This window comes from Variovorax sp. LjRoot175 (assembly GCF_964253805.1).
In the GTDB taxonomy this organism is placed as follows: Bacteria; Pseudomonadota; Gammaproteobacteria; order Burkholderiales; family Burkholderiaceae_C; genus Variovorax.
This window is the reverse complement of record NZ_CAXURY020000001.1, coordinates 215071-240950: the sequence shown is the minus strand read 5'-3', so window position 1 is coordinate 240950 and position 25880 is coordinate 215071. Positions and strand designations below refer to the sequence as shown.

Sequence of the window (25880 nt, the reverse complement as noted above, 5' to 3'; positions counted from 1 at the left end):
ATAGGCTTTCACTTCCCCGCTTCCCCGTGACCGCTCCCGCCCAGGCGCAACCGCCTTCCTTCACGTCCGACGAATTCCGCGAGGCGCTCGGCATGTTCGCGACCGGCGTGACCATCGTCACGGCGCGCGCCGCCGACGGCAGCCTCGTCGGCCTGACGGCCAACTCCTTCAACTCGGTGTCGCTGGCCCCGCCGCTGGTGCTGTGGAGCCTGGCGCGCGGCGCGGCCTCGATGGCGGCGCTCAGCACCGGCTCGCACTACGCGATCAACATCCTCGCCGCCAGCCAGAAGGAGCTGGCCGAACGTTTTGCGACCAAGGACGTCGACCGCTGGGCCGATGTCGCCTTCAGCGAGGGCGTGGGCGGTGCGCCGGTGCTGGTGGGCGCGGCTGCGAGCTTCGAGTGCTTCAACCGCAGCCGCTACGACGAAGGCGATCACGTGATCTTCGTCGGCGAGGTCGAACGCTGCACCCACAACCCGGGCGCCTCGCCGCTGCTGTTTCACGGCGGGCGCTTCTACACCGAGCATCCGCTGTAGCGCAGGCAGCGCTCAGCGCCGCAGGCTGAGCTTGTAGCGGAAGGTGTCGGCGCGGTAGACCGCGATCTCCACGTGCACCGGCCCGCCGCCGGCCGCGTGCACCAGCCGCTCGACCTGCAGCACCGGCGAGCCGGGCGCGAGCTGCAGCAGCTTCGCTTCTTGCGGCCGCGCCAGCCCGGCGCCGATCTCCAGCTGCGCCTCGCCGATCTCCAGGCCGCCTTCGTGCTCGAAGATCTCGATCAGGTCGCGCTGCGAGAAGTCCACGCGCGCCAGCCGCTCGCCCAGGAAGCGCGGCAGGTAGGAGTTGTTGACCGAGAGCGGCTCGCGGTCGAGGTAGCGCAGCGTCTGCAGGTGGTACACGGTCTCGCCGGCAGTGAGCTGCAGCTGGCGCGCCACGGCAGCCGGCGCCTTCACTTCGCGCCACGCGAGCCGCTTGCTGCTGACCGCGTGCTGCTCCAGCGCCAGCGCCTCGTTGAGGCCCTGCAGGCGGTTCAGGCTCTGCGCCGCCTTCGGGTGGGATACGAAGGCACCTTTTCCGTGCAGCTTGACGATCAGGCCCTCGGCCTGCAGCGCACCCAGGGCCTGCCGCACGGTGATGCGGCTCACGCCGTGCTCGGCGGTCAATTCCGATTCGGAAGGCAGCTTGGCCCCCGGCGCGAGCTGGCCGTCGAGGATGCGCGCACGCAGCGCGTCGCGAAGCTGCGCATGCAGCGATTGCGGAAGTTCAGACATTCGTCACCCTGGGATTTGATTTGGCATAGGGTTTGCATGGCTTGTTATGACATGTCATAACAAGTAGTATCTCGCACTGTCTGGGTGCTTTTTTTCCGTTCATTCCATCGACCGAGGAAACGACCATGTTTGCAACCCGCGCCTTCTTCCGTTCCGCCGCCGCGCTCGCGCTCGGCGCCAGCCTCGGCGCCGCCCAGGCCCAGGGCTACCCCGCCAAACCGATCTCGCTGATTGTGCCGTTCTCGGCCGGCGGCGGCGTCGACGCCACGGCGCGCCTCTTGACTGCCAAGCTCGGCGAGCTGCTCAAGCAGCCGGTGGTGATCGAGAACGTGGCCGGCGCGGCCGGCACCATCGGCACCCAGAAGGCCGCGCGCTCGCCGGCCGACGGCTACACGCTGCTGTTCGCGGTGGCCAGCCCGCTCAACGTCGCGCCGCTGGTCGCACCCTCGGCCGTGCGCTACGACACCTTCAAGGATTTCGTGCCGATCGCGACGGTCGGTACCTCGCCCTTCGTGCTGATCGGCAAGACGGCGCTGCCCGCGCGCACCGCGGGCGAACTCATCCAGCTCGCGAAGGCGCAGCCGGGCAAGCTCAACTTCGGCACCGACGGCGTCGGCACCTCGCTGCACGTCACGGCTGAGATGTTCAAGCTGCGCGCCGGCATCGACATCGTGCACGTGCCCTACAAGTCCGGGCCGCAGGTGCTGACCGACGTGGCTGGCGGCCAGGTCGATCTGGCGGTGCTGCCGCTCACGCTGGCGCAGCCTTTCATCAAGGACGGCAAGGTGAAGGCCTTCGGCGTCACCTCGCTGGCCCGCTCGCCCAGTGCGCCGGCGATCCCGGCGCTGGCCGAGACGCCGGAGCTCAAGGGCCTGGAGATGGATTCGTGGCTCGGCGTGCTGGCCCCGGCCGGCACCCCACCCGCTGTGATCGCGGCCTGGGTGAGCGCGCTCGACGCCACCCTCAAGGACCCGGAAATCGCGCGCAAGCTCGGCGACATTGCGGTCAAGCCGCAGCTGATCGCCGGGCCGGCCTTCGCCGACTACCTGGCCAAGGAACGCAAGACCATCGCCGGCGTGGTCCAGACCGCCGGCATCAAGGCCGAGTAACGAGAGTGTCCCGATGCTGATGACGATGACCAGCGCCTGGATCGTGCTGCCGGCCGTGCTCTTGGCCGGCGCGCTGATCGGCGCCAGCGGCATCGGGGGCGTGCTGCTGGTGCCGGTGCTGACCCAGCTGGGCGCGGTGCCGCTGCCGCAGGCGATCGCCGCGGCATCGCTGGGCTTCGCGCTGCCCGCACTGGTCGCGCTCGGCCCGTTGCGCCGGGAGCGCGCCCTGGCCGCGCGCTGCGTGCCGCTGCTCGCTGGCGCGCTCGCGGGTGCCGCCGCCGGGGCGCTGATGCTGCGCTGGCTGCCGGCCGGCCTCCTCATGTCCGGCGTGACGGCGTTGGTGCTTTTCGCGGGCTGGCGCGGCTTGATGGCGGCATCCAACCCGGCGCCCGCATCCGCGGCGCCTCTCGGCACCACGGCCCTGCTCGCGCTGGGTGCGCTGGTGGGGCTCGGCTCTGCACTCACCGGCACCGGCGGGCCGGTGCTGGTGATCCCGCTCCTGATGCTGCTGCGCCAGCCGCTCGCCTTCGCGGTGGTCGCGGCGCAGGCCATCCAGTTGCCCGTGGCGCTGGCGAGCAGCACGGTGCATGCGATCGAAGGCCGGCTCGATCTTTCACTTGCGCTGCTTTGCGGCGTGTTGATGCTGGCGGGCTCGATTGCGGGGCAGCGCGCCGCGGCCCTGCTCGACGTGCGGCAGATGCAGCGCATGGTGTCCCTGCTGCTGCTGGCCGTGGGGGCCTGGTTCGCCTGGCTGCTGCTGGCCTGAAACTTTCAACGGAGCGACCATGCTGTCTCCTGACCAACTCGATACACGCAAGGACTTGTTGCTGGCCCCCGAATGGCTGATGCTGCCCGAGGGCCCGCAGCAGGACATGGCCGTGCTGGTGCGCGACGGCCGCTTCGCGCAGGTGGGCCGGCTGGCTGAGGTGAGCGCGGCGCATCCGGGCCTGGCGCCGATCGCATTGCCCCAGCGGCTCCTGATGCCGGGCCTGGTCGACACCCACACGCACCTGACCCAGTCCTTCGGCAAGGCGCTCGCCTTCGGCGAACCCTCGGAGATCTTCCGGCGCATCTGGGTGCCGATGGAATCCATGCTCGGTGCCGAAGCGGCCTACCTCGCCGCCAAGCTCTCGGCGCTCGAGTCGCTGCGCGGCGGCTTCACGACGGTGGTCGATGCGGGCACCCGGTCGGAGGCCGGCCTGGATGCCGTGGCGAGCGCGGCACGCGACACCGGCATCCGCTGCGTGCTCGGCATGATCTGCAACGACGCGGGCCTCGAAGGCGACGAGGCCGGCACCCGGCGCATCCTCGACGCGGCCGCGACCTTCCTGGCCCGGCTCGAACACGACCCGCTGGTGCATCCCTCGCTCGCGATCTCGATCCCGGAGGCCGCGACCGATCGCATGCTGCACGACGTGGCGGCCCTCACGCAGGAAAGCGGGCGCCGCTTCCAGACCCATGTGAACGAACACCTGGCTGCCGTCGAACGCTCGCTGGTCGCGCGCGGCCAGCGTCCGCTCGAACTGCTGCATGCCTGCGGCGCGCTCAACGCCTCGGCCCTGCTCGCGCATGCCACGCTGCTGACGCCGCGCGAAATGGGCCTCTTGCGCGACAGCGGCGCCGCCGTCGCCTACAACCCGGTGGCCAGCCAATGGAAAGGCAACGCGGTGCTCGATGCCGGCCTGCTGGCCATGCTGGGCGTGCCCTTCGGCCTCGGCACCGACGGCACGCGCGCCGACGGCTTTCGGCTGATGGACGCGGCCGAGGCAACTCAGCGCCTGACGCACGGCCTGGCCAACGGCGACTCCTCCTGCGGTGGCGGCTGGCTCTGGCTCGATCACGCCACGCACCGCGGTGCCGAGGCCGCGGGCCTGGGCAGTGTCACCGGCCGCATCGCCTGCGGCCTGGCCGCCGATTTCCTGCTGCTGGACCTCGACGTGCCGGAGTTCGTGCCGAGCTGGGACCTGACATGGGAGCTGGTGCGCTTCGCGAACCGCGACCAGATCGAGGCGGTGTTCGTCAACGGCGCGCTGCGCCTGTGGCAGGGCTGGCCGCCAGCCTGGGATGCGCGCGCGCTGATGCGCGAAGTGGCCGCCATTGCGCGCCGCGATGTCCAGCGCGCGCCGATCCAGCGCGTGCATCCCACGGCCGACCTGCACCGCGCGCAGCAACGTCCCCCGGCTGCCGCCTGAAGGAATCGCGCAGGCGGGCTACGATCGGCGCATGCCTTTACGCCTGCGCCGCGCCGCGCCGGTGGCACTGCTCGCCATGGCCTGCGCAGCAGCCATCGCCAGCCCCGAGAAGAAAAACTGGTTCGACGATCCCTTCTTCCAGGTGTCGTCGGGTGCACGCGGCTGCCCCGTGCCCGAAGGCCCGCTCTACACCGCCGAAGAGCGCCGCAGCCAGATGCATGCGCGGCTGGAGCGCGGCACCAGCTGCTGGCTCGAAGGCAAGTGCAGCGACAGCAACGCCTACCGCTACGACAAGGTTCTGGCACCCAAGGTGCAGGCCGCGCTCGGCGCAGTGCCCGGCGTGAAGCGCGCGAGCGTCTGGGCCGTGGTGCAGCGGCGCTGGGTCTATCTGCAAGGCTGCGTGCCATCGCGCGCGCTGGCGCAGCGGCTGACGCAGGCGGCGCGCACCGTGCCCGATGTCGAGCTCGTCGTCGACGACCTGATGATCGGCACGCACGGCAAGCCCTCGTATGCGCTTGCCCCACCCAGAACAGAGACAAGTCCCAGAAGAAAAGAATGATTGAAAGAAAACACCACCTCGACACCCGTGCCACCACCCTGCTGCTCGCCTGCTGCGCTTTCTGGGGACTGCAGCAGATCCTGATCAAGACCACCGTGACCGAGGTGCCTCCTCTGTGGCAGGCATCGATCCGCATGGTGGGCGCGGTGGTGCTGCTGTGGCTGTGGTGCCTGTGGCGCCGCGTGCCGCTGTTCGAGCGCGACGGCACGCTCGCCGGCGGCCTGCTCGCGGGCTTGTTGTTCGCGGGTGAGTTCACCTGCATCTACATCGGGCTGCAGCACACCACCGCCTCGCGGCTCACGGTGTTTCTCTATACCTCGCCCTTCGTGGTGGCATTGCTGCTGCCGCGCTTCGTGCCGGCCGAGCGGCTGCGCGGCATGCAATGGATCGGGCTTGCGATCGCCTTCGCCGGCGTGGTGCTGGCCTTCAGCGAGAGCTTCGGCCACAGCAGCTCGGGCCAGTTGTTCGGCGATGCGCTCGCGCTCGCGGCCGGCGTGCTGTGGGGGCTGACGACGCTCGCGATCCGCACCACCCGGCTCGCCACCGCCAGCGCCGAGAAGACGCTCTTCTATCAGATCGCGGTCACCGCGGCGGTCTCGCCGCTGCTGTCGCTCGCGCTCGGCGAGCGGTGGGGCTTCTCATACTCCACCTACGCCTGGTTCTCGATCTTCCTGCAGACCGCGATCGGCGCCTTCGCGAGCTACCTGGCCTGGATGTGGATGCTCCGGCACTATCCGGCGACGCGCATCTCGTCCTTCACCTTTCTCACGCCCCTGTTCGCGCTGGTGTTCGGCGTGGTGCTGCTCAAGGAGCCGCTGACGTTGCAGCTGGTGCTGGCGCTGGCAGGCGTGGCCCTGGGTATCGTGCTGGTGAACCGACGCGCGGGCGTGAAGGAAAAGCCTGAATCAATGGGTCGTGCAAACTGAAGAAAATTTCTTCAATTTGCACGACCTGCCTAGAATCGGGGCATGATCCCGCGCGACATCGCCCCATTGGCCGCACGCCTGGCACAGCAGTACCCGGTGCTCACCCTCACGGGTCCACGGCAAAGCGGCAAGACCACGTTGTGCCGCGAGCTGTTCGCCGGCAAGCGCTATGTCACGCTGGAAGACCCTGACACCCGCCGCTTTGCGCACGAAGATCCGCGCGGCTTCCTGAAGGGCATCGAAGCCGGCGCCATCGTCGACGAGATCCAGCGCGCGCCGCAACTGCCGTCCTATCTGCAATCGCTGGTCGACGAGGATGCGTCGCCGGGCCGTTTCATCCTGACCGGCAGCCAGCAATTCGAACTGATGTCGCACGTAAGCCAGTCGCTGGCGGGCCGAACGGCCGTGCTGCGCCTGCTGCCGTTTTCGCTCGCGGAAGTCGCACAGATCCATCCCGTTCCCGAACTTCCACAGACCCTGCTTACGGGCTTCTATCCGCGCATCCACGACCGCGGCTTGGATCCTTCGCAGGCCCTCGGCGACTACTTTGCGACCTACGTGGAACGCGATCTGCGCCAGCTGGCTGCAGTGCACGACCTGCAACGCTTCGAGCGCTTCGTGCGCCTGTGCGCAGGTCGCATCGGCCAGCTCGTGAACCTGACGAGCCTGGGCAACGACGCCGGCGTCTCGCACGCGACTGCGCGAGCCTGGCTGGACCTGCTTCAGACCAGCTACATCGTGCACGTCCTGCCGCCCTGGTTCACCAACACATCGAAGCGTCTGGTCAAGAGTCCCAAGCTCTACTTCCACGACGTGGGGCTGGCGTGCTGGCTGCTCGGCCTGCGTACGCCGGAACAGGTCGCGCGCGATCCGCTGTTCGGCAGCCTGTTCGAGAACTTCGTGGTCATCGAGGCGTTGAAATCGCGTTTCAACCGCGGCGAGACGGCGGAGATGTATTTCTACCGCGACGCCACCGGCAACGAAGTCGATCTGCTGCTGCCATCCGGACGTCGATTCCGCGCGGTCGAGATCAGGGCCGGCGCCACGGTCAACTCCGACTACTTCAGGGGGCTGTCGGGGTTTTCTGCGCTATTTCCGGATGCGCTGGAAGGCGGCAGTGTTGTCTATGGCGGCGAGACGGCCCAGATGCGCAGCGACTGGCCGGTCATTCCGTGGAAGCGACTGCAGAATCCACCGAAATGAATGCGTCACGCCCACGCTCATGAACTTCCAACCCATCCTCGACGAGATCAACGCGCAGATCCGCCCCCTGCTGGGCGCCGGCGGCACGGTCGCCAGCTACATCCCCGCGCTCGCGCGCGTGCCGGCGCAGCAGTTCGGCATCGCGCTGCGAACCTGCCAGGGACAGGAGGCATCTGCCGGCGATGCTGCGACGCCCTTCTCGATCCAGAGCATCTCCAAGCTCTTCACGCTCACGCTCGCGATGCGGCGCATGGGCGACGCGCTGTGGGAGCGCATCGGCCGCGAGCCTTCGGGCAATCCATTCAACTCGCTGGTGCAGCTCGAGCATGAGCAGGGCAGACCGCGCAATCCCTTCATCAATGCCGGCGCCATCGCGGTGGCCGACCGGCTCGTGAGCCAGGGCGATGCCAAGGCCGACATCCTCGAACTCATGCGCAACCTGTGCGGCGAGCCCATCGGCTTCGATGCCGAGGTGGCAGCCTCCGAGGCCGCGACGGGCTACCGCAACTACGCGCTCGCGAATTTCATGAAGAGCTTCGGCAAGCTCGACAACGGCGTCGAGGCCGTGCTCGCCATGTACTTCCACCAGTGCGCGATCCGCATGAGCTGCGTGCAACTGGCGCGCGCCGCCGGCTTCCTGTGCCGCGACGGCGCCCACCCGCGCGACGGCGAGCCGGAGATCACGACCGAGCGCCATGCGCGGCGCATCAACGCACTGATGCTGACCTGCGGCACCTACGACGCCGCCGGCGACGTGGCCTTCTCGATCGGCCTGCCCTGCAAGAGCGGCGTCGGCGGCGGCATCGTCGCGGTGGTGCCCGACCAGCTCACGCTGTGCGTCTGGTCGCCCGCGCTCGATGCCACGGGCAATTCGCTGCTGGGCATGAAGGCGCTCGAACTCTTCGTTGCGCGCACCGGCCTTTCCATCTTCTGACCCACCCCCATGACAGAACAGACCACCCTCATTCAAGAAGCCACCCTCTGGAGCGACGAGCGCTGGACCGCCCGCGTGATCAAGAACGAGGACGACGACGGCTGGGCCGTTTCGATGACGCGCCACGGCGACCCCGAACCAGCGCTGGTCGGGCCCTGGACCATGGGCCGCGACAAGAAGAATCCCAAGCCGCTCGATGCGCCGGCCTTCCACACGCTGGTCAAGACGGCTGCCGAGGTGCTGCGCCGGCACGAGCAGCAGCTGCATGCGCAGCTCAACAAGAGCGTGAGCGTCGGCGCGGGGTCGGAGCGCATCCGCGTCTCGCTGCAGATCGTGCCGGACGAGGACAACCCGCATGCCGTGCTCCGCGCGCACGACGAACTCGGCGCGCAGCTGGGTGAGGTGCGCGTGGCCCCGGGCTTCAAGCTCAATGCCGACAGCGCGGCGGCGTGGATCGAAGGCGACTTTCAGAAACCGCGCTGAGCCTGCGGCAGCGCGCTCCTCGGCAGCGCCAGCAGCATCAACAGCGCCGACAGCACGAGCGCGCCGCTCAGGATGTAGAGGCTCAAGCCGAAGCCGCCGGTCGCGGTCTTGATCACACCGACCATCATCGGCGCCACCATGCCCGCGCTCCCGCCCACGGTGCTGATCAGCGCGATGCCGGTGGCGGCAGCGTTCTTCGACAGGAAGGATCCGGGCACCGCCCACAGGATGATGAAGGCGCTGCCGATGCCCGCCGCGGCCAGCGCCAGGCAGGCCACCGCGGCCGGCGGGTTGTGCATGAACAGCGTGGTGAGCGACAAGCCGAGCGCGCCGACGACTGCCGCCACCGCAAAGTGCCAGCGTCGCTCCCGCGTGCGGTCGGAATGGCGGCCGACCAGGATGCTTGCCGCGATGCCGACCACCGCAGGCACGATGGAATAGAAGCCGATCTGCAGCACGCTGAGGCCCATGGCCTTCATCATCGTCGGCTGCCAGAACGCCAGCGCGTAGCTGCCCAGGATGATCAGGAAGGACATGAAGCCCAGCAGCCACACGCGCGCGTCGCGCAGCGCGCTGCCGATGGTCTGGCGCCCGGCCGGGCCTTGCGCGGCCTGGTCTTCCTCCAGCGTGCGCAGCACGCGCAGCTTTTCGGCGCCGCTGAGCCAGGGCGCATCGGCGGGGCTGTTGGAAAGCCAGAGGAAGGCCGCGATGCCCAGCAGCACGCTCGGCAGGCCCTCCAGCAGGAACAGCCATTGCCAGCCCCTGAGCGAGAGAGCGCCGTCGAGATAGGTCATCGTGAGCCCGGCGATCGGCCCCGCGACGATGGGCGCGGCGCCATAGGCCATGAAGAACAGCGCCGTGACCTGTGCGCGGCGGCGCGAGGGGTACCAGAGCGTCAGGTAGAACAGCACGCCGGGCGCGAAGCCGGCCTCGAACACGCCGATCAGGAAGCGCAGCACGTAGAACTGCGTGGGCGTGCTGACGAACATCATCGCGGCCGAAGTCAGCCCCCACAGCGCCATGATGCGCAGCAGCGTCGCGCGCACGCCGATGCGCGCCAGCATCAGGTTGCTCGGGATCTCGAACAGCGCGTAGCCGACGAAGAAGATGCCGGCGCCGAGCCCGAAGATCGCATCGCTGAAGCCCAGCTGGTCCTTCATCTGCAACTGCGCGTAGCCGACGTTGGTGCGATCCAGGTAGTTGAGGACATAGCACGCGAACAACAGCGGGATCAGCCGCCAGGTGATCTTGCGAAAGAGCGCGTCGTCGGCGCGCGCCGCCATTTCGTGCGGGGCGCCGGTGGGGGAGCCGGCGAGGGTTGCGGTGTTCATCGGGTTTCTCCTTCGTTGTCGTGTTTCGTGCGCGCGTCTCAGGCCGCCACCGGCGTGCCGAAGGCGGTCTCGCCCCACAGGTGGCTCGCGGGCGCCCCCGGGAACAGCCAGTGCGGCGTGCACTCGCTCGACGGCACGACGTTGCTGAACTCGTGCGTGGCCGAGGCGCCGGCGATGGTCTTCTCGAGCACCATCGAGAGGTACTGGTCGTTGCTGCCTTCCTGCGTGTTGCCGTTGAGGATCGCTTCCGCGCCCGTGGCAAGAGCGTAGCGGCGAATGCCGTTGTGGCGCGAATGCTCGGGCGCCCAGCTGTCGGCCGACACGCCGTTCTCGCTGCTCACGCGGATGCCGTCGGGCGTGCGGTACACCAGCGAATGGTTGCCTTCGGTATGGCCGGGCGTATGCACCAGCGCCACGCCGCGGCCCAGTTGCACGCTGCCCTCGAAGCCGAGGATGCGTTCGGCCGGAATGCCGTCCAGCCCGTGCGGGCAGTACCAGTCGGCCTGCACGGGCAGCAAGCCCTGCACGCTCGCAAGCTCCTGCCGATGCACCAGCAGCTTCGCGTTGGGCATGAGGCCCGGCGTCGTGCCGGTGCCGAGCCAACGCCTCAGGTCCTGCGTGTGCAGGTGGTCATAGCTGATGTAGTCGATCTGCGCCGGCGCCACGCCCATGTTCGCCAGGGCCTGCGGCACGGTCGAATAGATCGGTGCGATGGTGCTGTGCAGGAATTTCGGCGTCTGCTCGCTCAGCCGCTTGAAATAGGGTGTCTCGCCGCCAGCCTCGAAGTCGGCCGGCGTGAAGAGCAGCGTGCGAAGCTGGCCTTCGAAGTCCTCGAACTGGATCAACACGGTGCGCGACAGCAGGTGGACCATGTGCGGCTTCAGCAGCTGCTGCGCATACACGCCGCTGAAGGCGTACCAGGCCGGATACGGGATGCGCAGCAGGTCGACGCTGCGCGCGCAACGCACCGGCGCTTCGTCGAGAAAGCGCTCGCGGAACTGTGCGCCGCGATGGCGCAGCGCACGCAGCCGGTCCTGCGGCATCGGCGCGCTGCGGGCGCCGTCGAAGTCGGTGATCGGCAGCAGGCCGATCCGATGGGGATCGCGGATCATGGCTTGTCTCCTCTTTTCTTGATCCGGGTGCCGCTCAGTAGACCGAGCGCCCGCCCGAAATGTCGAACACGGCGCCGGTGCTGAAGGAGCAGTCGGCCGAAGCGAGCCAGCAGGCCATGGCGGCGACCTCGTCGACTTCGACGAAGCGTGCCATCGGTACACGCGCCAGCAGTACGCGGCGCATCTCTTCGCGGTGCTCGGGCGGAACGCCGGCAAAGATCGCGGTGTCGGCCGAGGCCGGCGTGATGCAGTTGACCAGCACGCCGTCGCCGGCGAGCTCCTTGGCCAGCGATTTGGTGAAGGCGATCAGCCCGGCCTTGGATGCCGAGTAGGCGGCATTGAAGGCATTGCCCTCCTTGCCGGCCACCGAGGCGATGTTGATCACGCGCTGCCTCGCCGGTGCGCCCGGCTCCCGCTTTGGCTCGCGGCTGCGCGCGGCCCGCATGGGGGGCACCAGCGCACGGCAACAGAGGTACGCGCCCGTGAGATTGATGTCCAGCACCTCGCGCCATTGCGCCGGCGTGTAGTCCCAGCTCGGCGCCACCGGGCCGAGCACGCCCGCGTTGTTGACCAGGATGTGCACGTCGCCGAAGGCCTCGTGCGCCTCTTGCGCGGCCTGTTCGATCTGCGCCTCCTGCCGCACGTCGACCACCGCAGTGTGCACCCGCCCGAGCGGCGCCAGCAGCTCACGGGCCTCGGCGAGTGCGCCGGCTTCGAGGTCCCACAGCGCGACGCTCGCGCCGGCCTCCAGGTAACGACGTGCAATGGCCAGCCCGATGCCGCGCGCGCCGCCGGTGACGACGGCATGGCGCTCCTTGAGATCGATTGCGTTCATGGCGCGATCAGGCCAGCGCCGCCCCAGTCGCCGCCTCGGCCCGGGGCTGGCCGAGCAGCGCTCCTATCAAACCCGGCAGCGCCGCACTCGGCATGCCGACCAGCAGCTGCCGGAGCATGCTGAGCGTGTCGTAGTAGACGCGCTCGCACACCAGCCGCTCGCCCTCGAAGATGAAGAACGCGACCATCCGGCAGCGGAAGGCATTGCCCGTCGGCGGCAGGCCCTTGAGCGGCCCGCGATGGGTGCCCAGCAGCCAGAACTCGACGACCACCGAATCGTCGGCGTGGCGCAGCCGGATGATCTCGTGGCGCTGATCCGGAAAGGCCTTGCGCGTCTCGGCGTAGTACGCACGCACCTTGTCGATGCCGTCGTGCACCTCGCCGCTGGCGATGAGCTCGTAGTGCGGATGCGGGAAGGTGCCGAGCACGGCATCGAAGTCCTGCCGGGTTTCGTCGGCGAAATGGTCGAGCACGAGTCGCTCGCGCAGCGCTTGGAGTGGTGCGGGGTTTTTCATCGTGGGTACTATCGGCAGGCGTCTGCGCGCAGACTGTCCTTTGTTGGCAGTTGCTTCTCCGGAGAAACCCGCAATGCCAGACTCGACGCCCCCGCCCGGCCAAGGCGCAGACGACATGCGTCTGCCCGAAGACATTCAGCAAACCCTGCTCGCCGTGGCCCATCGCCGGACGCTGGCACGCGGCGATTCGCTTTTCCACAAGGGCTCCTCGCCCGATGCCTTGTTCGGCGTGGTGAGCGGTTCGCTGCGCGTGAGCGTGGTCGCCTCCGGCGGGCGCGAGGCAGTGATCTCGATGCTCGAGCCCGGCCACTGGTTCGGCGAAGTATCGCTCCTGGTCGGACGCGAGCGCGTGTACGACACCTGCGCTGTCGACGCCACCGAGATGGCGGTGGTGGCCGCGAGCGACTTCCACCACCTGATCGCGACGCGTCCGGACGTGCACATGGCGTTCACGCGGCTGGTGTGCCTGCGCCTGCGACAGGCCCTGGCCTGGATCGACGACGCAATCCTGATGCCGCTGCCGGTCCGGCTCGCGCATCGGCTGTTGACGCTGGATGCGCGCGCCGGCAGTACCCTGCTCGCCGTGTCGCAGGAAGACCTCGCCTTCATGCTCGGTGTTTCGCGCCAGAGCGTGAACCGGCAACTGAAGCTGTGGGAAGAGGACGGGACGCTGCGCGTGGGCTACCGCAGCATCGAGCTGCTGGACCGCGCCCGGCTGGAGCACCACGCCGCCACGGCCTAGGCCTGCCCGAAGCGCGCGAGGATTTCAAGCACGCTCTCGGTGGCGCCGTCGAGCGTGGCGCGCGGCCGGTGCGCGATGCCGAGCCGGCGCACCAGGCGCGGGGAAAGCGGCAGGACCTGCATGCGCTCGTTGAGCGGCGCATCCGTGGTCTGCTGCAGCGGCAGCAGCGCGGCGCCGTAGCCGGCGGCCACCAGGCTTCGGATCGCCGCGTCGTAGTTGAGCTCGATGCGGGCGCGCGGCGAGTGGCCGGCGGCGGCGAACCATTCCATCGTGAGCCGGTACATGTGGGTGGTGGCGTCGTTGAAGATCAAGGGCTGCGCGGCCAGCCACTGCGGCGTGGCCCGTTTCGGCGCCTTCCAGCGCTGCGGCACGAAAGCCATCATGGCCTGGCTGCGCCAGTGCGTGACCACCAGGTCGCGCAGCGGCGGCTGCGGCATCGCGACCAGGCCGATGTCGAGCGTGCCGGCCGCCAGCCGCGACATCGCCTCGTTCGAACCGAGGATGCTGACCTCGACGTCGATGCCCGCGTGATGCTCCTCCAGCGCTTCGAGCACCTGCGGCAGCAGGTCGACCACCACGCCGGTCGAGGTGCCCAGGCGCACGCGGCCCACGCGCCCTTCGGCCTGGCGCCGCACCGCATCGACCGCCTCGTCGGCATCGCGCAACAGGCGTCGCGCCCGCTCCACCAGCGCCGCGCCGGCCGCGGTGGGCGTCACGCGCCGGCTGCCGCGCACCACCAGCGGCGCGCCGAGCCGCGATTCGAGCTCGCTGATGTGCAGGCTCACCGTCGGCTGCGCGAGGTGCAGCGCCTGCGCGGCGGCGGAGAAGGTGCCCAGGTCGGCGATCGATACCAGGGTGCGGAGTTGGTCCAGGTTCAGCTGTCGCATCAGGAATCCTGATTGGTGGCTTCAGAAATCTCAACTTCCACAATAGCACGCGGCGTCGCACCATCGCTGCATCTCAAGGAGAGACGCGATGGAACTCAGGATGAATCTGCCCGCAAAGGAATCGCTGCAAGCCTTTATCGACTGGTTCGCGCGTGCGCTGGCCAAGCGCCGCGAGCGCCACCAGGCGCTGCAGCTCGCAGCCATGAGCGAGCACGAGCTGCTCGACCTCGGCATCGGACGCAGCGAAGTGCCGGCGCTGCTGAACGGCCACACCGGCGCGCGCCGCGAACCCGTCTAGGCCGTGCCATAGCCGCCGCCTGCCGGCGTTTCGATCACGAACACGTCGTTCACCGCCATCTCGACCTGCGCGCTGTGGCCCAGCGCTTCGATGCGCCCGTCGGCGCGCTCGATCCGGTTGATGCCGACGGCACCCGGCTGGCCGCCGGCCATGCCGAAGGCGCCGTGGTCGCGGCCGTTGCTGAGTATCGATGCGGTCATCGGCTCCAGGAAGCGGATCCTGCGCACGCCGCCGTCGCCGCCGCGCCAGCGGCCGGCGCCGCCCGAGCGCGCGCGGATCTCGTAACTGTCGAGCCGCACCGGGTAGCGGAATTCCAGCACCTCGGGATCGGTCAGGCGCGAGTTGGTCATGTGGGTCTGCACGACGCTGGTGCCGTCGAAGCCCGAGCCGGCGCCCGAACCGCCCGAGATGGTTTCGTAGTACTGGTGCTGCGCGTTGCCGAAGGTGAAGTTGTTCATCGTGCACTGGCTGGCCGCCATCACGCCCAGCGCGCCGTACAGCGCGTTGGTCACGCAGCTCGAGGTCTCCACGTTGCCGGCCACCACGGCGGCCGGCGGCGTCGGGTTGAGCATGCAGCCTTCGGGCACCACCACGTGGATCGGCTTCAGGCAGCCGGCGTTGAGCGGAATGTCGTCATCCACCAGCGTGCGAAACACGTAGAGCACGGCAGCCATGGTGATCGACCTGGGCGCGTTGAAGTTGTTGGAGAGCTGCGCGCTGGTGCCGCTGAAGTCGACCGTCGCGCTGCGCGCGGTGGTGTTCACGCGCACGCGCACCCGGATCTGCGCGCCGTTGTCCAGCGGCAGCGTGAACTCGCCGTCGGACAGCGCGGTGATCACTCGGCGCACCGACTCCTCGGCGTTGTCCTGCACATGCTGCATGTAGGCGGCCACCGTGGCGCGGCCGTACTGCGCGACCATCGCCCCGAGTTCCTGCACGCCTTTTTCGTTGGCGGCGATCTGGGCCCGCAGGTCGGCCAGGTTCTGCTCGATGTTGCGCGAGGGATGGGCGCCGCCGGCCAGCAGCGCGCGCAGTTCTTCCTCGCGCAGCAGGCCCTGGTCGACCAGCTTGAAGTTGTCGATCAGCACGCCTTCGTCGGCGATGGTGGTCGAGAACGGCGGCATCGAGCCGGGCGTGATGCCGCCGATGTCGGCATGGTGCCCGCGCGAGGCGACAAAGAAGGACGGCCTGGCGTCTTGCTGCTCCAGATACACCGGCGTGACGATCGTGATGTCGGGCAAATGCGTGCCGCCGTGGTAGGGATCGTTGAGCACATACACGTCGCCCGCACGCATGCCGGGGTTGCCGTCGATCACGGTCTTGATCGATTCGCTCATTGAGCCCAGGTGCACCGGCATGTGCGGCGCATTGGCGATCAGGTTGCCGGTGGCGTCGAACAGCGCGCACGAGAAGTCGAGCCGCTCCTTGATGTTGACCGAGTAGGCCGTGTTCGACAGCCGGAGACCCATCTGCTCGGCGATGTTCATGAACAGGTTGTTGAACACCTCCAGCATCACCGGGTCGGCCTCGGTGCCTACGGCGTGGGCCGATACGCGCGGCTTGATGCGCTTCAGCTCGACGCCAAGCGCGGTGACGCGCGCCTGCCAGCCCGGTTCGACCACGGTGGTGGCGTTCTTGCTGGCCAGGATCGCGGGGCCGTCGATGCGTGCGCCGGGGGCCAGCGACTCGCCCACATGGAGGGCCGCCTGGCGCCAGCCGGCCGGCTGCTCGTCGGCCTGGCAGTACATCGAGACGTGGCTGGCCGGCTCGGGCCGATGGCCCTCGGCCGGATCGGCCTGCGGCGCCGATACGCTGCGTTCGCCGGCGCCCACGGCCTCGACCGAGACGGCTTCGATCACCAGCGCCCGATCCGGCATCAGGAAGGCGAAGCGCTGGCGGTAGGCCTGCGCGAACTCGTCGCTGATCGCGGCGACCGCTTCGTCGGGTGTCATGCTCAACGGCAGCGTGCAAGGCAGCGCGGTGTCGGTGCCCTCGTAGCGCACCTGCACGCGATGGAAGCTTTCGATGCCGGCGCGGCCGACGCCCTGCGCTGCCAGCTCGTCTTCGGCCGCGGCACGCAGGCGCCCGGCGGCCTCGGCCGCCGCTGCGAGACCCGCGGCGTCGAGCTGGCGCTCCACCGCCGCCTCGCGCATCGCGATCTGGTCGGCCAGGCCCATGCCGTAGGCCGACAGCACGCCGGCGAACGGATGCGCGTACACGGTGCGCATGCCCAGCACGTCGGCCACCAGGCAGGCATGCTGGCCGCCGGCTCCGCCGAAGCACTGCAGCGTGTAATGCGTGACGTCGTAGCCGCGCGCCACCGAGATGCGCTTGATCGCGTTGGCCATGCTCGCCACCGCGATCTGCAAGGCGCCGCTGGCCACGTCCTCGGCGCTCACGCTGCGGCCGGTGGCGTCGCTCATCTCTTGTGCCATGGCTTCGAAGCGCTGCCTCGCCGCCTCGCGATCCAGCGCCTCGTCGGCCGCGGGGCCGAACACCTTGGGGAACCAGGCCGGCTGGATCTTGCCGAGCAGCACGTTGGCATCGGTGGTGGCGAGCGGCCCGCCGCGCCGGTAGCTCGCGGGGCCGGGGTTGGCGCCGGCCGATTCGGGGCCGACACGCAGGCGCGCGCCGTCGAAGCGGATCACCGAGCCGCCGCCGGCCGCCACGGTGTGGATGCTCATCATCGGCGCGCGCATGCGCACGCCGGCCACCCGGGTTTCGAAGGCGCGTTCGAACTCGCCCGCGTAGTGAGACACATCGGTCGAGGTGCCGCCCATGTCGAAGCCGATCACCTTCTCGTGTCCGGCCTGCACAGCCGTGCGCACCATGCCGACGATGCCGCCGGCCGGGCCGGAAAGAATGGCGTCCTTGCCCTGGAAGCGCTGCGCCTGCGTGAGGCCGCCCGAGCTCTGCATGAAGAACAGGCGCACGCCCGGCATCTGCGCCGCCACCTGGTCGACATAGCGGCGCAGGATGGGCGAGAGGTAGGCATCGACCACCGTGGTGTCGCCGCGCGGCACCAGCTTCATCAACGGGCTGGTCTTGTGCGATGCCGAGACCTGGGTGAAGCCGATGGCGCGTGCGATCCGCTCGGCCGCGAGCTCGTGCGCGGTGTAGCGCCAGCCATGCATGAAGACGATGGCGCAGGCGCGGATGCCGGCGTCGAAGGCGGCCTGCAGCGAGGCGCGCAGGGCCGCTTCGTCGAGCGCCTGGACCACGTCGCCCTGGGCGCCGATGCGCTCCTTCGCCTCGATCACGCGCTCGTACAGCAGCTCGGGCAGCACGATGTGGCGGTCGAACAGGCGCGGGCGCGCCTGGGTGGCGATGCGCAGCGCATCGCGAAAGCCGCGCGTGGTGACCAGCACCGTGCGGTCGCCCTTGCGCTCCAGCAGCGCGTTGGTGGCGACCGTGGTGCCCATCTTCACGCACTCGACGCGCTCGGGGGTGATCAGCTCGCCGGCTTTCAGGCCGAGCAGGCGGCGGATGCCTTCGACGGCCGCATCGCGGTAGTGCTCGGGGTTTTCCGAGAGCATCTTGAGGGTGTGCAGCGTGCCGTCGGGCGCGCGGCCCACCAGGTCGGTGAAGGTGCCGCCGCGGTCGATCCAGAACTGCCAGAGGGAGTGTGCTTGCTTGTTCATTGCTGGGTGAAGTAGGGAACGAAGATGTAGTTGGCGTCGGCGCCGACCTCGCGCACCCATTCGAGCGAGAAGCGCTCGCCCAGGCGCTTGACGTCGGTGAGCAGATCCGGCGGGGTGGGCTCGACCTTCATGCCGCGCCGGCGAAGTTCATCGACCGAGGTGGCGGCGGCCCTTTCGCTGGCAGCCCAGCCGCGTGCTTCGGCGGCCTCGGCGGCGTTCATCAGGCTGCGCTGCGCGGGTGCCGGCAGCGCCTTGAAGGCAGTCTCGCCGGCGAACACGATGTTCTTGGGGAACCAGGCATTGATCTCGTAGTAGTGCCTGACGTGGTCCCAGACCCGGTTCTCCACGCCAGTCACGGCCGAGGTGATCATGCTGTCGATGCGGCCGTCGGCGAGCGCCTTGCCGACCTCGACCATGGGGACGTCGACGGCACTGGCGCCCATCAGCTCGGCGATGCGCTCGGTGGTGCGGTTGTAGGTGCGCATCCTGCCGCCGCGCAGGTCGGCCGCGCGGGCGATTGGCTTCTGCGTATAGAGCCCCTGCGGCGGCCAGGGCACCGCGTAGAGGACCTTGAGCCCCGCTGCCGCGAACCTGGCCTCGATCACCGGCCGCTGGTGGCGCCACATGCGGCGGGCATCGGCATAGCTGCGCACGATGAAGGGCACCGCATCGGCGCCGGCGACAGGCATGTCCTTGACCAGGCTCGCCATGATGGTCTCGCCGGCTTCCAGCTTGCCCGCGCGCACGGCCGGCGCGATTTCATTCAGTTTGAACAGGCTGTTGTTCGGGTGCAGTTCGATCCTCAGCCCGCCCGGGCCAGCCGCCGCGTCGGCGGCAAACTGCTGCAGGTTCTCGCCATGGAAGGACTCGGCCCGATAGCCGGTGGCCAGTTTCCAGACGGTCTGCGCGCGGGCCGCCGGCAGCAGGCTCGCGCAGGCCATGCCGCAAAGGGTTCTGCGATCGATCACTTCGCCACGCCCATCACGTAGTCGGGCAGCCAGGTGACAATGCCCGGGAACAGCGTGATGAGCGCGATGCACACCACCAGGCAGAAGAAGAAGGGAATCGCGGCCTTGGCGATCACGTTGCTGTCCTTGCCGGTCATGTTCTGCAGCACGAACAGGTTGAAGCCCACCGGCGGCGTGACCTCGGCGATCTCGACCAGAAGCACCACGAAGATGCCGAACCAGACGAGGTCGAAGCCGGCCTTCTGCACCATGGGCAGCACCACGGCGGCCGTGAGCACGATCATGCTGATGCCGTCGAGCGCGGTGCCCAGCACCAGGTACACCACCACCAGCGCCGCGATCAGCGCCGTGGGCGACAGGTGCATGGCTTCGACCCACAGCGCCAGCTCGCGCGGGATGCCGGTGAAGGCCATGGTCTTGGTCAGGAAGGCGGCGCCGGCCAGGATGAACATGATCATGCAGCTGGTGCGGGCCGCGCCCATCAGGCCTTCGCCGAAGTTGCGCCAGGTGAGCGACCGGCTCCACAGGGCCAGCGCCAGCGCGCCGACCACGCCATAGGCCGCGCATTCGGTGGCCGTCGCCCAGCCGGCCACCAGCGCCCAGCAGATGAAGACGATCAGCGCGCCGCAGGGAATCAGGTTGCGCGAGCGGCGCAGCTTCTCGATGAAGCCGATGGCGGGCTCGGCCGGCGGCATGCGCTTCGGGTTGCGCAGCGCCCACCACATGATGTAGCCCGAGAACAGCGCCATCAGCACGAAGCCGGGCAGGAAGCCCGCGAGGAAGACGCGGATGATCGAGGCGTCGGCCGCCACCGCGTAGACCACCATGGTGATCGAGGGCGGGATCAGGATGCCCAGCGTGCCGGCCGTGGCCAGCGAGCCCAGCGCCATCTTCTCGTCGTAGCCGCGCTTCTTGAGCTCGGGCAGCGCCACCTTGGCGATGGTCGCGCAGGTCGCGGCCGAGGAGCCCGAGACCGAGCCGAAGATGCCGCAGCCCAGAATGGTGGTGTGCATCAGCCGGCCCGGCACGCGGCCGAGCCAGGGCGCCAGGCCCTCGAACATCTCCTCGCTGAGCTTGGTGCGAAACAGGATCTCGCCCATCCAGATGAAGAGCGGCAGCGCGGCGAGCTCCCAGCTCGCGTTGCTTTCCCAGAAGGCCGAGAACAGGTTCAGGCCCGGCTGGGTCGAGGTGAAGAAGGCCTGCCCGACCCAGCCGCAGATGGCCAACGTCATCGCAATCCACACGCCGCCCGAGAGCAGCGTCAGCATCAACAGCAGCAGAACGCCGCCGACCATCAGGATGTCCATGATTCGGGCCTCAGGTCAAAGGTCGGAAGAGAAGTCGCCCTGCGCATGGCGTTCCTCGACCAGTCGCACAAAGGTCGGGACGCCGCCGCGCAGCACGATGACGAATTCGTCGACGACTGCGAGCACCAGCAGCAGCGCGCCCAGCGCAAAGCTCAGCTGCGGAATCCAGATCGGCAGCGGCAGCAGGCCTTGCGCCACTTCGTTGAAGGCCCAGCTCTCGTAGGTGAACCTGCAGGCCCACCAGGCCAGGTAGGCGGTGGCGAGCGTCGCGATGCCCAGCGAGAGCAGCTCCAGCACGCGGCGTGCACCGGGTCCGAGCTTTTCCAGCAGCAGCGTCACGCGCACGAAGTCGCCGTGCTTGAAGGCATGCGCCATGGTCAGGAAGGCGGCTGCTGCGCACAGCCAGGCCACCACGTCGGTGATGGCGCCGGTGGCGACGTCGAACTGGCGCCCCAGGCTCTGCACCACCATCAGCAGGCAGATCAGCGCCACGCAGCCGGCGCCGAGGATGCCGGCACCGAAGAAGAGGCCGTCGAGCAGGCGGCGCAGCGCGGTGGCGCTGGCCGCAGGGAAGGTGCCGATGTCGGAAGGCAGGCGCGCCGCTCCCTCCACCGTGGCACTCGGTGCCGGTGTTTGCATGGATGTCTCCGGTGGGGGGATTTACTTCTTGTAGGCGTCCACGATGGCCTTGCCATCGGCGCCGGCGACGCGCAGCCAGTCCTCGGTCATGCGCGTGCCGACGAGCTTGAGTTCCTGCTTGAGGACTTCGCTGGTGGCGTCGATCTTCATGCCCTTGGCGGCCAGCTGCTTGATGTACTCGCCGTCCTTTTCCTCGCTGATGCGCCAGCCGCGCTGCTCGGCGGCGGCGGCCTGCTTGAGCACGGCGTCCTGCGTGGCCTTGTCGAGCGTGTCGAAGGCCTTCTGGTTCACCACCACCGCGTTGCGCGGCAGCCAGGCGTTGACGTCGTAGAAGTACTTGGCCTGCTCGTAGAGCTTGCTGTCCACGCCGCTGGCACTCGAAGTCAGGAAGTTGTCGACGCCGCCGGTGGCCAGCGCCGCGCTGAGCTCGGCCAGCTGGATCGTGACCGGCTGCGCGCCGACCGACTGCGCGATGGCCGAAGTGGCCGGGTTGTAGGCGCGCATCTTGGTGCCCTTCAAGTCCTTGGTCGAGGCCACCGGCTTGATGGAGTACAGGCCCTGCGGCGGCCACGGCACGGCGTACAGCAGCTTCAGGCCTTGCGCCGCGAGCGTCTTGGTCAGGTAGGGCTGCGACACCTCGTGCAGGCGCCTGGCTTCGGCATAGCTGGTGGCCAGGAAGGGGACCGAATCGAGCCCGAACACCGGCGCTTCGTTGGCGGCGCTGGAGAGGATGAATTCGCCGATCGGGGTTTGCGCCGACTGCACGGCGCGCTTGATTTCGTTGGCCTTGAACAGCGAGGCGTTGGGGTGCACCGCGATCTTGAGCTTGCCGGCGGTGGCCTTGTCCACGTCGTCGGCGAACTGCTGCAGGTTCTGCACCTGGTAGGTGTTGGCGCCGTAGCCGGACGGCAGGTCCCATTTGGTCTGGGCCGTGGCGGCGGTGGCGGCCAGCGCAGCCACGAGGGCGGCAGAGAAGCGAATCTTCATGGGGAGTCTCCTTGGGATGGGGATCAGCAGCGGCCCAGCTGCCGGTTGAGAAGGTCGGTCACCAGCATGGCGCCCGGTGCGTGGGTGATGCAGAACGCCGGCTTGGCCTGGGCGATGGCCGCTTGCGGGGTCACGCCGCAGGCCCAGAACACGGGGATCTCGCCGGCGCGGATTTCAATCGCGTCGCCGTAGTCGGGGTGGGCCAGGTCGGCGATGCCGATGGCGGCCGGGTCGCCCAGATGCACCGGGGCGCCATGGACCTCGGGCATGCGAGAGGTGATCTGTACCGCGCGGATCGCATCGGCGGCCTTGAGCGGCCGCATCGACACCACCATCGGCCCGTGGAAAGCGCCGGCGCGCGCGGTCTGGATATGGGTGCGGTACATCGCGACGTTGCGGCCCTGGTCGACGTGGCGCAGCCGGATGCCGTCGGCCAAGAGCGCATGCTCGAAGGAAAAGGAGCAGCCGATCACGAAGCTCACGAGGTCGTCGCGCCACAGCGTGCGGATGTCGGTGGGCTGCTCGACCAGTTCGCCCTCGCGCCAGACGCGGTAGGCCGGCACGTCCGTGCGGATGTCGAGTTCCGCGCCCAGGCCGGGCAGCATCGGATCGCCGGGCTCGGACACCGCCAGCAGCGGGCAGGGCTTGGGGTTGCGCTGGCAGTAGCGCAGGAAATCGCCGGCCAGCGCCTCGGGCAGGATCACCACGTTGCCCTGCACGTACTCGCGCGCCAGGCCGCTGGTATGCGTGGCCAGCGCGCCGCTGCGCGCCGCGCGGCGGACGCTCAGCGCATCGGAAGCGGCATCAAGGGTCGGACTGGCATTCGTGTTGGCGGTAGGTTCTGCGGGCATCGTGCATCCTCGTAAAAGGCTTTCGTGTGTGAAAGCTCTGTGACGGGACGCATTGTGGAAATTAACGCGCGCCAACTCCAACGCAAAATTTCTTGCTCAGCTCATCGATTTTTTGTGTGACCCAGTTTTGGGCGACGCGAACTGCAAGGCCGAGGCCAGCGCCGCCTCGGTCAGGTGCGAGGTCGGGTCTTCGCGGTAGCTCGCGTGGATCGGCAGCGGCGCCGGCGCGGTGTCGCACTTCAGCACGCGCAGCGGCAAGCGCAGCGCCAGATGTTCGGCCGCAGCCCGGGGCAAGGTGGCGATGCCGAAGCCGGCCTCGACCAGCTGCGCCATCGCAGAGATCGACGAGATCGCATGCACGCGCGGCGTCTCCAGGCCGGCACGCCTGAACAGATCCAGCAGCGCCACATGCGGCTGCGAGCCGCGCTGGAAGGTCAGCAGGTCGAAGCCGAACAGGTCCTGCAGCTTGTAGAGCCGCCGCGGATGCAGCACCTGGTGCCCGACGAAGCTCATTTCCATGGTGGGCAGTGCATGCGTGCTCACGCCCTCGCCGCTGGCCGGCAGTGCGGCGAACACCAGGTCCTGCTTGCCGCGCTGCAGCTGGTCGACCAGCACCGGCGTGGTTTCCACCGTGAGCTCCAGCTCGAAGTCCGGATGCGTGGCCTGCATGTGCTTGAGCCAGTCGGTCAGCCAGGTGTGGACCACTGACTCGATCGCACCGATGCGCAGCACCTGCGCGCGCACCGTGCCCGATCCCATCTCGGACTTGATCTGCTGCTGCATTTCCAGCAGCCGCTGCGCCAGGCGGTGGAAGCGCTGGCCGGCCACCGTGAGGCGGAACTGCTTGTCGCGCCGGTCGAGCAGCAGCACGCCGAGCTCGCGCTCCAGTGCGGCGATGCGGCTGGACAGCGCGGACTGCGTGAGGTGCAGCTTCTCGGCCGCGCGCGTCACGCTCTTGAGCGCCACGGCCCAGTGGAAAGCTTCGACGAAGCGCAGATTCATGGGGCCATTCTCCCCCGTGCCCCGTGCCCGCTCGGCCCAGGCCTCAGCGCGGCACCAGTTGGCGCGTCGACGCGCGCACCACCAACTCGGGCCGCAGCACGACGGTGGAGGCCGACAGCGCCTTGCCCTCGATCTCGTCGAACAGCATCTCGGCTGCGCGCCAGCCGAGCTCGCGATGCGGCAGGCGGATGGTGGTGAGCGGCGGATCGACCATGTCGACCAGCGGCATGTCGTTGTGGCCGGTGATCGAGATGTCCTGCGGCACACGCAGGCCTTGCGCGCGCAGCAGGTCGTAGGCGCCCAGCGCCACCAGATCGTTGCAGCAGACCACGGCTTCGGGCCGATCGTTCTGCGCGAGCAGTTGCGCCATGGCCTTGCGGCCGGCCTCGCGGCTGTAGCTTTCGCATTCCGCCACGCAAGCCAGCTCGAGCCCGCGATCGCGCAGCGCCTGCTCCACGCCCTGCCGGCGCGCGACGCCGGTCGGCACGTTCTGCGGCCCGGCCAGGTGTGCGATGCGGCGGTGCCCCAGGGACACCAGGTGGTCGACCGCCAGCTTCATCGCCAGCCGGTCGTCGCTGACCACCGCCGGCAGGCGCCCGCTTTCGTCGGCGCGGTTCACGAGCACGGTGTGCATGCCGGCCTTCTTGAGGTAGTCGACCAGCGGATCGTCGCGCGTGGCGATGGCCATCACCAGCCCGTCGACCTGCTGCGCCAGCATGCGCTCGACCACCGGCCGCGCGAGTGCATGGTCCATCACGTTGGTCACGAACACGAAGTAGCCGCGTGCCGCGGCGCTGGCCTCGATGCCCTGCAGGATGGGCGGGAACACCGGGTTGGTGATGTCCGGCACCAGCACGCCGATGGTGTGGGTGCGGCCGGTGCGCAGCGCCGAGGCCGCGCGGTTGGGCCGGTAGCCCAGGCGCTGCGCTGCCTCTTCCACCACGCGCAGCACCTCCTCGCTGATCAGCGCGCGCTTGTCCGGATTGAGCGCGCGCGACACGGTCGAGACATGCACGCCGGCGGCCTGCGCGACGTCGCGGATGGTGACCGGGGAAGACGGTGATGGGCTCATTTACTGCAAACGATTGATCTTGGCGAGAACACAGAGTATCGCCTTGATTTCATTGGGGGCTCTCGCAAACCCCTTTCTTGCGTGGAAATTAATCATCGCCATAATATGCAAACGTTTGCAAAGAAAAGGCAGCCCCATGAACATCGTGACCACCCCCGATTCCGTGCTCCAGATCGCGACCGCCGCGATGGCCCGCACGCCCGACGAACGCCTGCGCACCGTGATGGCCGCGCTCACCCGCCACCTGCACGCCTTCGTCCAGGAAGTGCACCTGAGCGAAGAGGAGTTCGAGCAGGCGCTCGAATTCATCGTCGGCATCGGCCAGGCCACCGGCGAGAAGAAGAACGAGGTGGTGCTGGCCGCCGACTTGCTGGGCGTCTCGACGCTGGTGGCGCTGCTCAACAACCAGGACCCGCAGGGCGAATCGCCGGCCGCGCTGCTGGGCCCCTTCTGGCGCGCCAATGCGCCGTTGTGCCAGGCCGGCGAGTCGATCGCGCGCTCGAGCACACCGGGCGTTCCGCTCGAGGTGCGCGGCGTGGTGCGTGACACGCAAGGCCGGCCGCTCGCCGGCGCCATCGTCGATGCCTGGCAGGCCTCTCCGGTCGGCCTGTATGAGAACCAGGACCCGGAGCAGGACGACATGAACCTGCGCGGCCGCTTCGAGACCGATGCCGAGGGCCGCTACCACTTCCGCACGGTGCGCCCGGCCGGCTACCCGGTGCCGACCGACGGGCCCTGCGGCGTCTTGCTGCGCGCGCAGCAGCGCCATCCCAACCGCCCGGCGCACCTGCACTTCATGGTCAGCAAGCCCGGCCACAAGGTGCTGATCAGCCAGGTCTTCGCCGACGACGACGAGAACCTCGAGAGCGACCCGGTGTTCGGCGTCACGCGCAGGCTGATCGGCTGCTTCGAGCCCCAGCGCGGCGGCGAGCAGGCCACGCTCCAGTACGACTTCGTGCTCGAACCCGGGGAGATGAAGTTTCCCCGTCCTCCCATTCCCTGAACTTCCACGGACTTCAC

Annotated in this window: 26 protein-coding genes; 12 read left to right on the top strand and 14 right to left on the bottom strand. The window is 68.8% G+C overall.

All coding sequences use genetic code 11. From position 1 onward, the window contains the following. The first annotated feature begins 92 nt into the window (after nt 1-92). Nucleotides 93-536: a flavin reductase family protein gene (locus tag ACSQ89_RS01285; protein ID WP_436292408.1), complete on the top strand. Its 444-nt coding sequence runs from the start codon at nt 93-95 to the stop codon at nt 534-536. A 12-nt stretch (nt 537-548) separates the two neighbouring features. On the opposite strand, the gene ACSQ89_RS01280 is transcribed toward ACSQ89_RS01285, so the two are convergent. After that, on the bottom strand, nt 549-1268 hold the full coding sequence (locus tag ACSQ89_RS01280) for a GntR family transcriptional regulator (RefSeq protein ID WP_093104406.1): 720 nt from the start codon (nt 1266-1268) through the stop codon (nt 549-551). Between the two features lie 125 nt (nt 1269-1393). On the opposite strand from ACSQ89_RS01280, the gene ACSQ89_RS01275 reads away from it, so the two are divergent. Genes ACSQ89_RS01275 through ACSQ89_RS01240 form a run of 8 tightly spaced genes read left to right on the top strand, consistent with a single transcriptional unit; the run spans nt 1394 to nt 8674 of the window. Beyond that, nucleotides 1394-2377: a Bug family tripartite tricarboxylate transporter substrate binding protein gene (locus ACSQ89_RS01275; RefSeq protein WP_436292319.1), complete on the top strand. Its 984-nt coding sequence runs from the start codon at nt 1394-1396 to the stop codon at nt 2375-2377. Nucleotides 2378-2390: 13 nt separating this feature from the next. Further along, nucleotides 2391-3143, top strand: a complete 753-nt coding sequence (locus tag ACSQ89_RS01270; RefSeq protein WP_244503795.1) for a sulfite exporter TauE/SafE family protein — start codon at nt 2391-2393, stop codon at nt 3141-3143. A 19-nt stretch (nt 3144-3162) separates the two neighbouring features. Then, on the top strand, nt 3163-4569 hold the full coding sequence (locus ACSQ89_RS01265) for an amidohydrolase family protein (RefSeq protein ID WP_436292318.1): 1407 nt from the start codon (nt 3163-3165) through the stop codon (nt 4567-4569). A 31-nt stretch (nt 4570-4600) separates the two neighbouring features. Next, nucleotides 4601-5128 carry a BON domain-containing protein gene (locus ACSQ89_RS01260; protein ID WP_436292317.1) on the top strand — a complete coding sequence of 176 codons (528 nt, stop codon included), beginning with the start codon at nt 4601-4603 and terminating at the stop codon, nt 5126-5128. After that, entirely contained in the window at nt 5125-6054 is a 930-nt protein-coding gene (locus ACSQ89_RS01255) for a DMT family transporter (protein WP_436292316.1), read from the top strand. Before ACSQ89_RS01260 ends, ACSQ89_RS01255 begins: the two co-directional genes overlap by 4 nt. 42 nt (nt 6055-6096) lie before the next feature. Then, nucleotides 6097-7257: an ATP-binding protein gene (locus ACSQ89_RS01250; RefSeq protein ID WP_436292315.1), complete on the top strand. Its 1161-nt coding sequence runs from the start codon at nt 6097-6099 to the stop codon at nt 7255-7257. Between the two features lie 19 nt (nt 7258-7276). Beyond that, nucleotides 7277-8191: a glutaminase gene (locus tag ACSQ89_RS01245; protein ID WP_436292314.1), complete on the top strand. Its 915-nt coding sequence runs from the start codon at nt 7277-7279 to the stop codon at nt 8189-8191. A gap of 9 nt (nt 8192-8200) precedes the next feature. Next, entirely contained in the window at nt 8201-8674 is a 474-nt protein-coding gene (locus ACSQ89_RS01240; RefSeq protein ID WP_093104418.1) for a hypothetical protein, read from the top strand. Here the strand turns inward: ACSQ89_RS01240 and ACSQ89_RS01235 are convergent. Genes ACSQ89_RS01235 through ACSQ89_RS01220 form a run of 4 tightly spaced genes read right to left on the bottom strand, consistent with a single transcriptional unit; the run spans nt 8659 to nt 12466 of the window. After that, the gene (locus tag ACSQ89_RS01235) at nt 8659-10005 is read right to left on the bottom strand and encodes an MFS transporter (RefSeq protein WP_436292313.1); all 1347 of its coding nucleotides are present in this window, start codon (nt 10003-10005) and stop codon (nt 8659-8661) included. The two genes, ACSQ89_RS01240 and ACSQ89_RS01235, sit on opposite strands and share 16 nt — an antisense overlap. Nucleotides 10006-10043: 38 nt before the next feature. Then, nucleotides 10044-11117 carry a hypothetical protein gene (locus ACSQ89_RS01230; protein WP_436292312.1) on the bottom strand — a complete coding sequence of 358 codons (1074 nt, stop codon included), beginning with the start codon at nt 11115-11117 and terminating at the stop codon, nt 10044-10046. A gap of 34 nt (nt 11118-11151) precedes the next feature. Continuing rightward, nucleotides 11152-11952, bottom strand: coding sequence for an SDR family NAD(P)-dependent oxidoreductase (locus tag ACSQ89_RS01225; protein ID WP_436292311.1), 801 nt, complete (start codon nt 11950-11952; stop codon nt 11152-11154). A gap of 7 nt (nt 11953-11959) precedes the next feature. Next, nucleotides 11960-12466 carry an ester cyclase gene (locus ACSQ89_RS01220; protein ID WP_436292310.1) on the bottom strand — a complete coding sequence of 169 codons (507 nt, stop codon included), beginning with the start codon at nt 12464-12466 and terminating at the stop codon, nt 11960-11962. Between the two features lie 73 nt (nt 12467-12539). Between ACSQ89_RS01220 and ACSQ89_RS01215 the strand changes: the two genes are divergently transcribed. Beyond that, nucleotides 12540-13208, top strand: coding sequence for a Crp/Fnr family transcriptional regulator (locus ACSQ89_RS01215; RefSeq protein WP_093104425.1), 669 nt, complete (start codon nt 12540-12542; stop codon nt 13206-13208). Here the strand turns inward: ACSQ89_RS01215 and ACSQ89_RS01210 are convergent. Beyond that, nucleotides 13205-14095 carry a LysR family transcriptional regulator gene (locus ACSQ89_RS01210; protein ID WP_093104427.1) on the bottom strand — a complete coding sequence of 297 codons (891 nt, stop codon included), beginning with the start codon at nt 14093-14095 and terminating at the stop codon, nt 13205-13207. The genes ACSQ89_RS01215 and ACSQ89_RS01210 overlap by 4 nt on opposite strands. Nucleotides 14096-14183: 88 nt before the next feature. Here ACSQ89_RS01210 and ACSQ89_RS01205 point away from each other — a divergent pair, with 88 nt between their 5' ends. Beyond that, the gene (locus ACSQ89_RS01205; protein ID WP_436292309.1) at nt 14184-14393 is read left to right on the top strand and encodes a DUF1127 domain-containing protein; all 210 of its coding nucleotides are present in this window, start codon (nt 14184-14186) and stop codon (nt 14391-14393) included. On the opposite strand, the gene ACSQ89_RS01200 is transcribed toward ACSQ89_RS01205, so the two are convergent. The 8 genes from ACSQ89_RS01200 to ACSQ89_RS01165 form a co-directional block, all read right to left on the bottom strand. After that, a complete protein-coding gene (locus tag ACSQ89_RS01200; RefSeq protein ID WP_436292308.1) occupies nt 14390-18034 on the bottom strand; it encodes a hydantoinase B/oxoprolinase family protein in 3645 nt (1214 codons plus the stop codon). The two genes, ACSQ89_RS01205 and ACSQ89_RS01200, sit on opposite strands and share 4 nt — an antisense overlap. Beyond that, nucleotides 18031-19002: a TRAP transporter substrate-binding protein gene (locus ACSQ89_RS01195; RefSeq protein ID WP_436292307.1), complete on the bottom strand. Its 972-nt coding sequence runs from the start codon at nt 19000-19002 to the stop codon at nt 18031-18033. Before ACSQ89_RS01195 ends, ACSQ89_RS01200 begins: the two co-directional genes overlap by 4 nt. After that, complete coding sequence (locus tag ACSQ89_RS01190; RefSeq protein WP_436292306.1) at nt 18999-20309, bottom strand: TRAP transporter large permease; 1311 nt, start codon at nt 20307-20309, stop codon at nt 18999-19001. The genes ACSQ89_RS01195 and ACSQ89_RS01190 overlap by 4 nt, the downstream gene beginning before the upstream one ends. Nucleotides 20310-20324: 15 nt before the next feature. Beyond that, complete coding sequence (locus ACSQ89_RS01185) at nt 20325-20858, bottom strand: TRAP transporter small permease (protein ID WP_436292407.1); 534 nt, start codon at nt 20856-20858, stop codon at nt 20325-20327. Nucleotides 20859-20969: 111 nt separating this feature from the next. Beyond that, entirely contained in the window at nt 20970-21935 is a 966-nt protein-coding gene (locus ACSQ89_RS01180; RefSeq protein WP_093104433.1) for a TRAP transporter substrate-binding protein, read from the bottom strand. A 23-nt stretch (nt 21936-21958) separates the two neighbouring features. Further along, entirely contained in the window at nt 21959-22786 is an 828-nt protein-coding gene (locus tag ACSQ89_RS01175; RefSeq protein WP_436292305.1) for a putative hydro-lyase, read from the bottom strand. 96 nt (nt 22787-22882) lie between these two features. Continuing rightward, nucleotides 22883-23788 (bottom strand): LysR family transcriptional regulator, encoded by a 906-nt coding sequence (locus ACSQ89_RS01170; protein ID WP_093104436.1) that lies wholly within the window; start codon nt 23786-23788, stop codon nt 22883-22885. A 43-nt stretch (nt 23789-23831) separates the two neighbouring features. Continuing rightward, a complete protein-coding gene (locus ACSQ89_RS01165; protein WP_093104437.1) occupies nt 23832-24860 on the bottom strand; it encodes a LacI family DNA-binding transcriptional regulator in 1029 nt (342 codons plus the stop codon). Between the two features lie 136 nt (nt 24861-24996). Here ACSQ89_RS01165 and ACSQ89_RS01160 point away from each other — a divergent pair, with 136 nt between their 5' ends. Beyond that, nucleotides 24997-25863 (top strand): dioxygenase, encoded by an 867-nt coding sequence (locus tag ACSQ89_RS01160; protein WP_436292304.1) that lies wholly within the window; start codon nt 24997-24999, stop codon nt 25861-25863. Nucleotides 25864-25880 lie beyond the last annotated feature (17 nt).

Bases quoted from the DNA above. Each gene is read 5' to 3' on its own strand.
- ACSQ89_RS01285 (WP_436292408.1), top strand. From the start codon at position 93: ATGTTCGCGACCGGCGTGACCATCGTCACGGCGCGCGCCGCCGACGGC.
- ACSQ89_RS01280 (WP_093104406.1), bottom strand. From the start codon at position 1,268: ATGTCTGAACTTCCGCAATCGCTGCATGCGCAGCTTCGCGACGCGCTG.
- ACSQ89_RS01275 (WP_436292319.1), top strand. From the start codon at position 1,394: ATGTTTGCAACCCGCGCCTTCTTCCGTTCCGCCGCCGCGCTCGCGCTC.
- ACSQ89_RS01270 (WP_244503795.1), top strand. From the start codon at position 2,391: ATGCTGATGACGATGACCAGCGCCTGGATCGTGCTGCCGGCCGTGCTC.
- ACSQ89_RS01265 (WP_436292318.1), top strand. From the start codon at position 3,163: ATGCTGTCTCCTGACCAACTCGATACACGCAAGGACTTGTTGCTGGCC.
- ACSQ89_RS01260 (WP_436292317.1), top strand. From the start codon at position 4,601: ATGCCTTTACGCCTGCGCCGCGCCGCGCCGGTGGCACTGCTCGCCATG.
- ACSQ89_RS01255 (WP_436292316.1), top strand. From the start codon at position 5,125: ATGATTGAAAGAAAACACCACCTCGACACCCGTGCCACCACCCTGCTG.
- ACSQ89_RS01250 (WP_436292315.1), top strand. From the start codon at position 6,097: ATGATCCCGCGCGACATCGCCCCATTGGCCGCACGCCTGGCACAGCAG.
- ACSQ89_RS01245 (WP_436292314.1), top strand. From the start codon at position 7,277: ATGAACTTCCAACCCATCCTCGACGAGATCAACGCGCAGATCCGCCCC.
- ACSQ89_RS01240 (WP_093104418.1), top strand. From the start codon at position 8,201: ATGACAGAACAGACCACCCTCATTCAAGAAGCCACCCTCTGGAGCGAC.
- ACSQ89_RS01235 (WP_436292313.1), bottom strand. From the start codon at position 10,005: ATGAACACCGCAACCCTCGCCGGCTCCCCCACCGGCGCCCCGCACGAA.
- ACSQ89_RS01230 (WP_436292312.1), bottom strand. From the start codon at position 11,117: ATGATCCGCGATCCCCATCGGATCGGCCTGCTGCCGATCACCGACTTC.
- ACSQ89_RS01225 (WP_436292311.1), bottom strand. From the start codon at position 11,952: ATGAACGCAATCGATCTCAAGGAGCGCCATGCCGTCGTCACCGGCGGC.
- ACSQ89_RS01220 (WP_436292310.1), bottom strand. From the start codon at position 12,466: ATGAAAAACCCCGCACCACTCCAAGCGCTGCGCGAGCGACTCGTGCTC.
- ACSQ89_RS01215 (WP_093104425.1), top strand. From the start codon at position 12,540: ATGCCAGACTCGACGCCCCCGCCCGGCCAAGGCGCAGACGACATGCGT.
- ACSQ89_RS01210 (WP_093104427.1), bottom strand. From the start codon at position 14,095: ATGCGACAGCTGAACCTGGACCAACTCCGCACCCTGGTATCGATCGCC.
- ACSQ89_RS01205 (WP_436292309.1), top strand. From the start codon at position 14,184: ATGGAACTCAGGATGAATCTGCCCGCAAAGGAATCGCTGCAAGCCTTT.
- ACSQ89_RS01200 (WP_436292308.1), bottom strand. From the start codon at position 18,034: ATGAACAAGCAAGCACACTCCCTCTGGCAGTTCTGGATCGACCGCGGC.
- ACSQ89_RS01190 (WP_436292306.1), bottom strand. From the start codon at position 20,309: ATGGACATCCTGATGGTCGGCGGCGTTCTGCTGCTGTTGATGCTGACG.
- ACSQ89_RS01180 (WP_093104433.1), bottom strand. From the start codon at position 21,935: ATGAAGATTCGCTTCTCTGCCGCCCTCGTGGCTGCGCTGGCCGCCACC.
- ACSQ89_RS01175 (WP_436292305.1), bottom strand. From the start codon at position 22,786: ATGCCCGCAGAACCTACCGCCAACACGAATGCCAGTCCGACCCTTGAT.
- ACSQ89_RS01170 (WP_093104436.1), bottom strand. From the start codon at position 23,788: ATGAATCTGCGCTTCGTCGAAGCTTTCCACTGGGCCGTGGCGCTCAAG.
- ACSQ89_RS01165 (WP_093104437.1), bottom strand. From the start codon at position 24,860: ATGAGCCCATCACCGTCTTCCCCGGTCACCATCCGCGACGTCGCGCAG.
- ACSQ89_RS01160 (WP_436292304.1), top strand. From the start codon at position 24,997: ATGAACATCGTGACCACCCCCGATTCCGTGCTCCAGATCGCGACCGCC.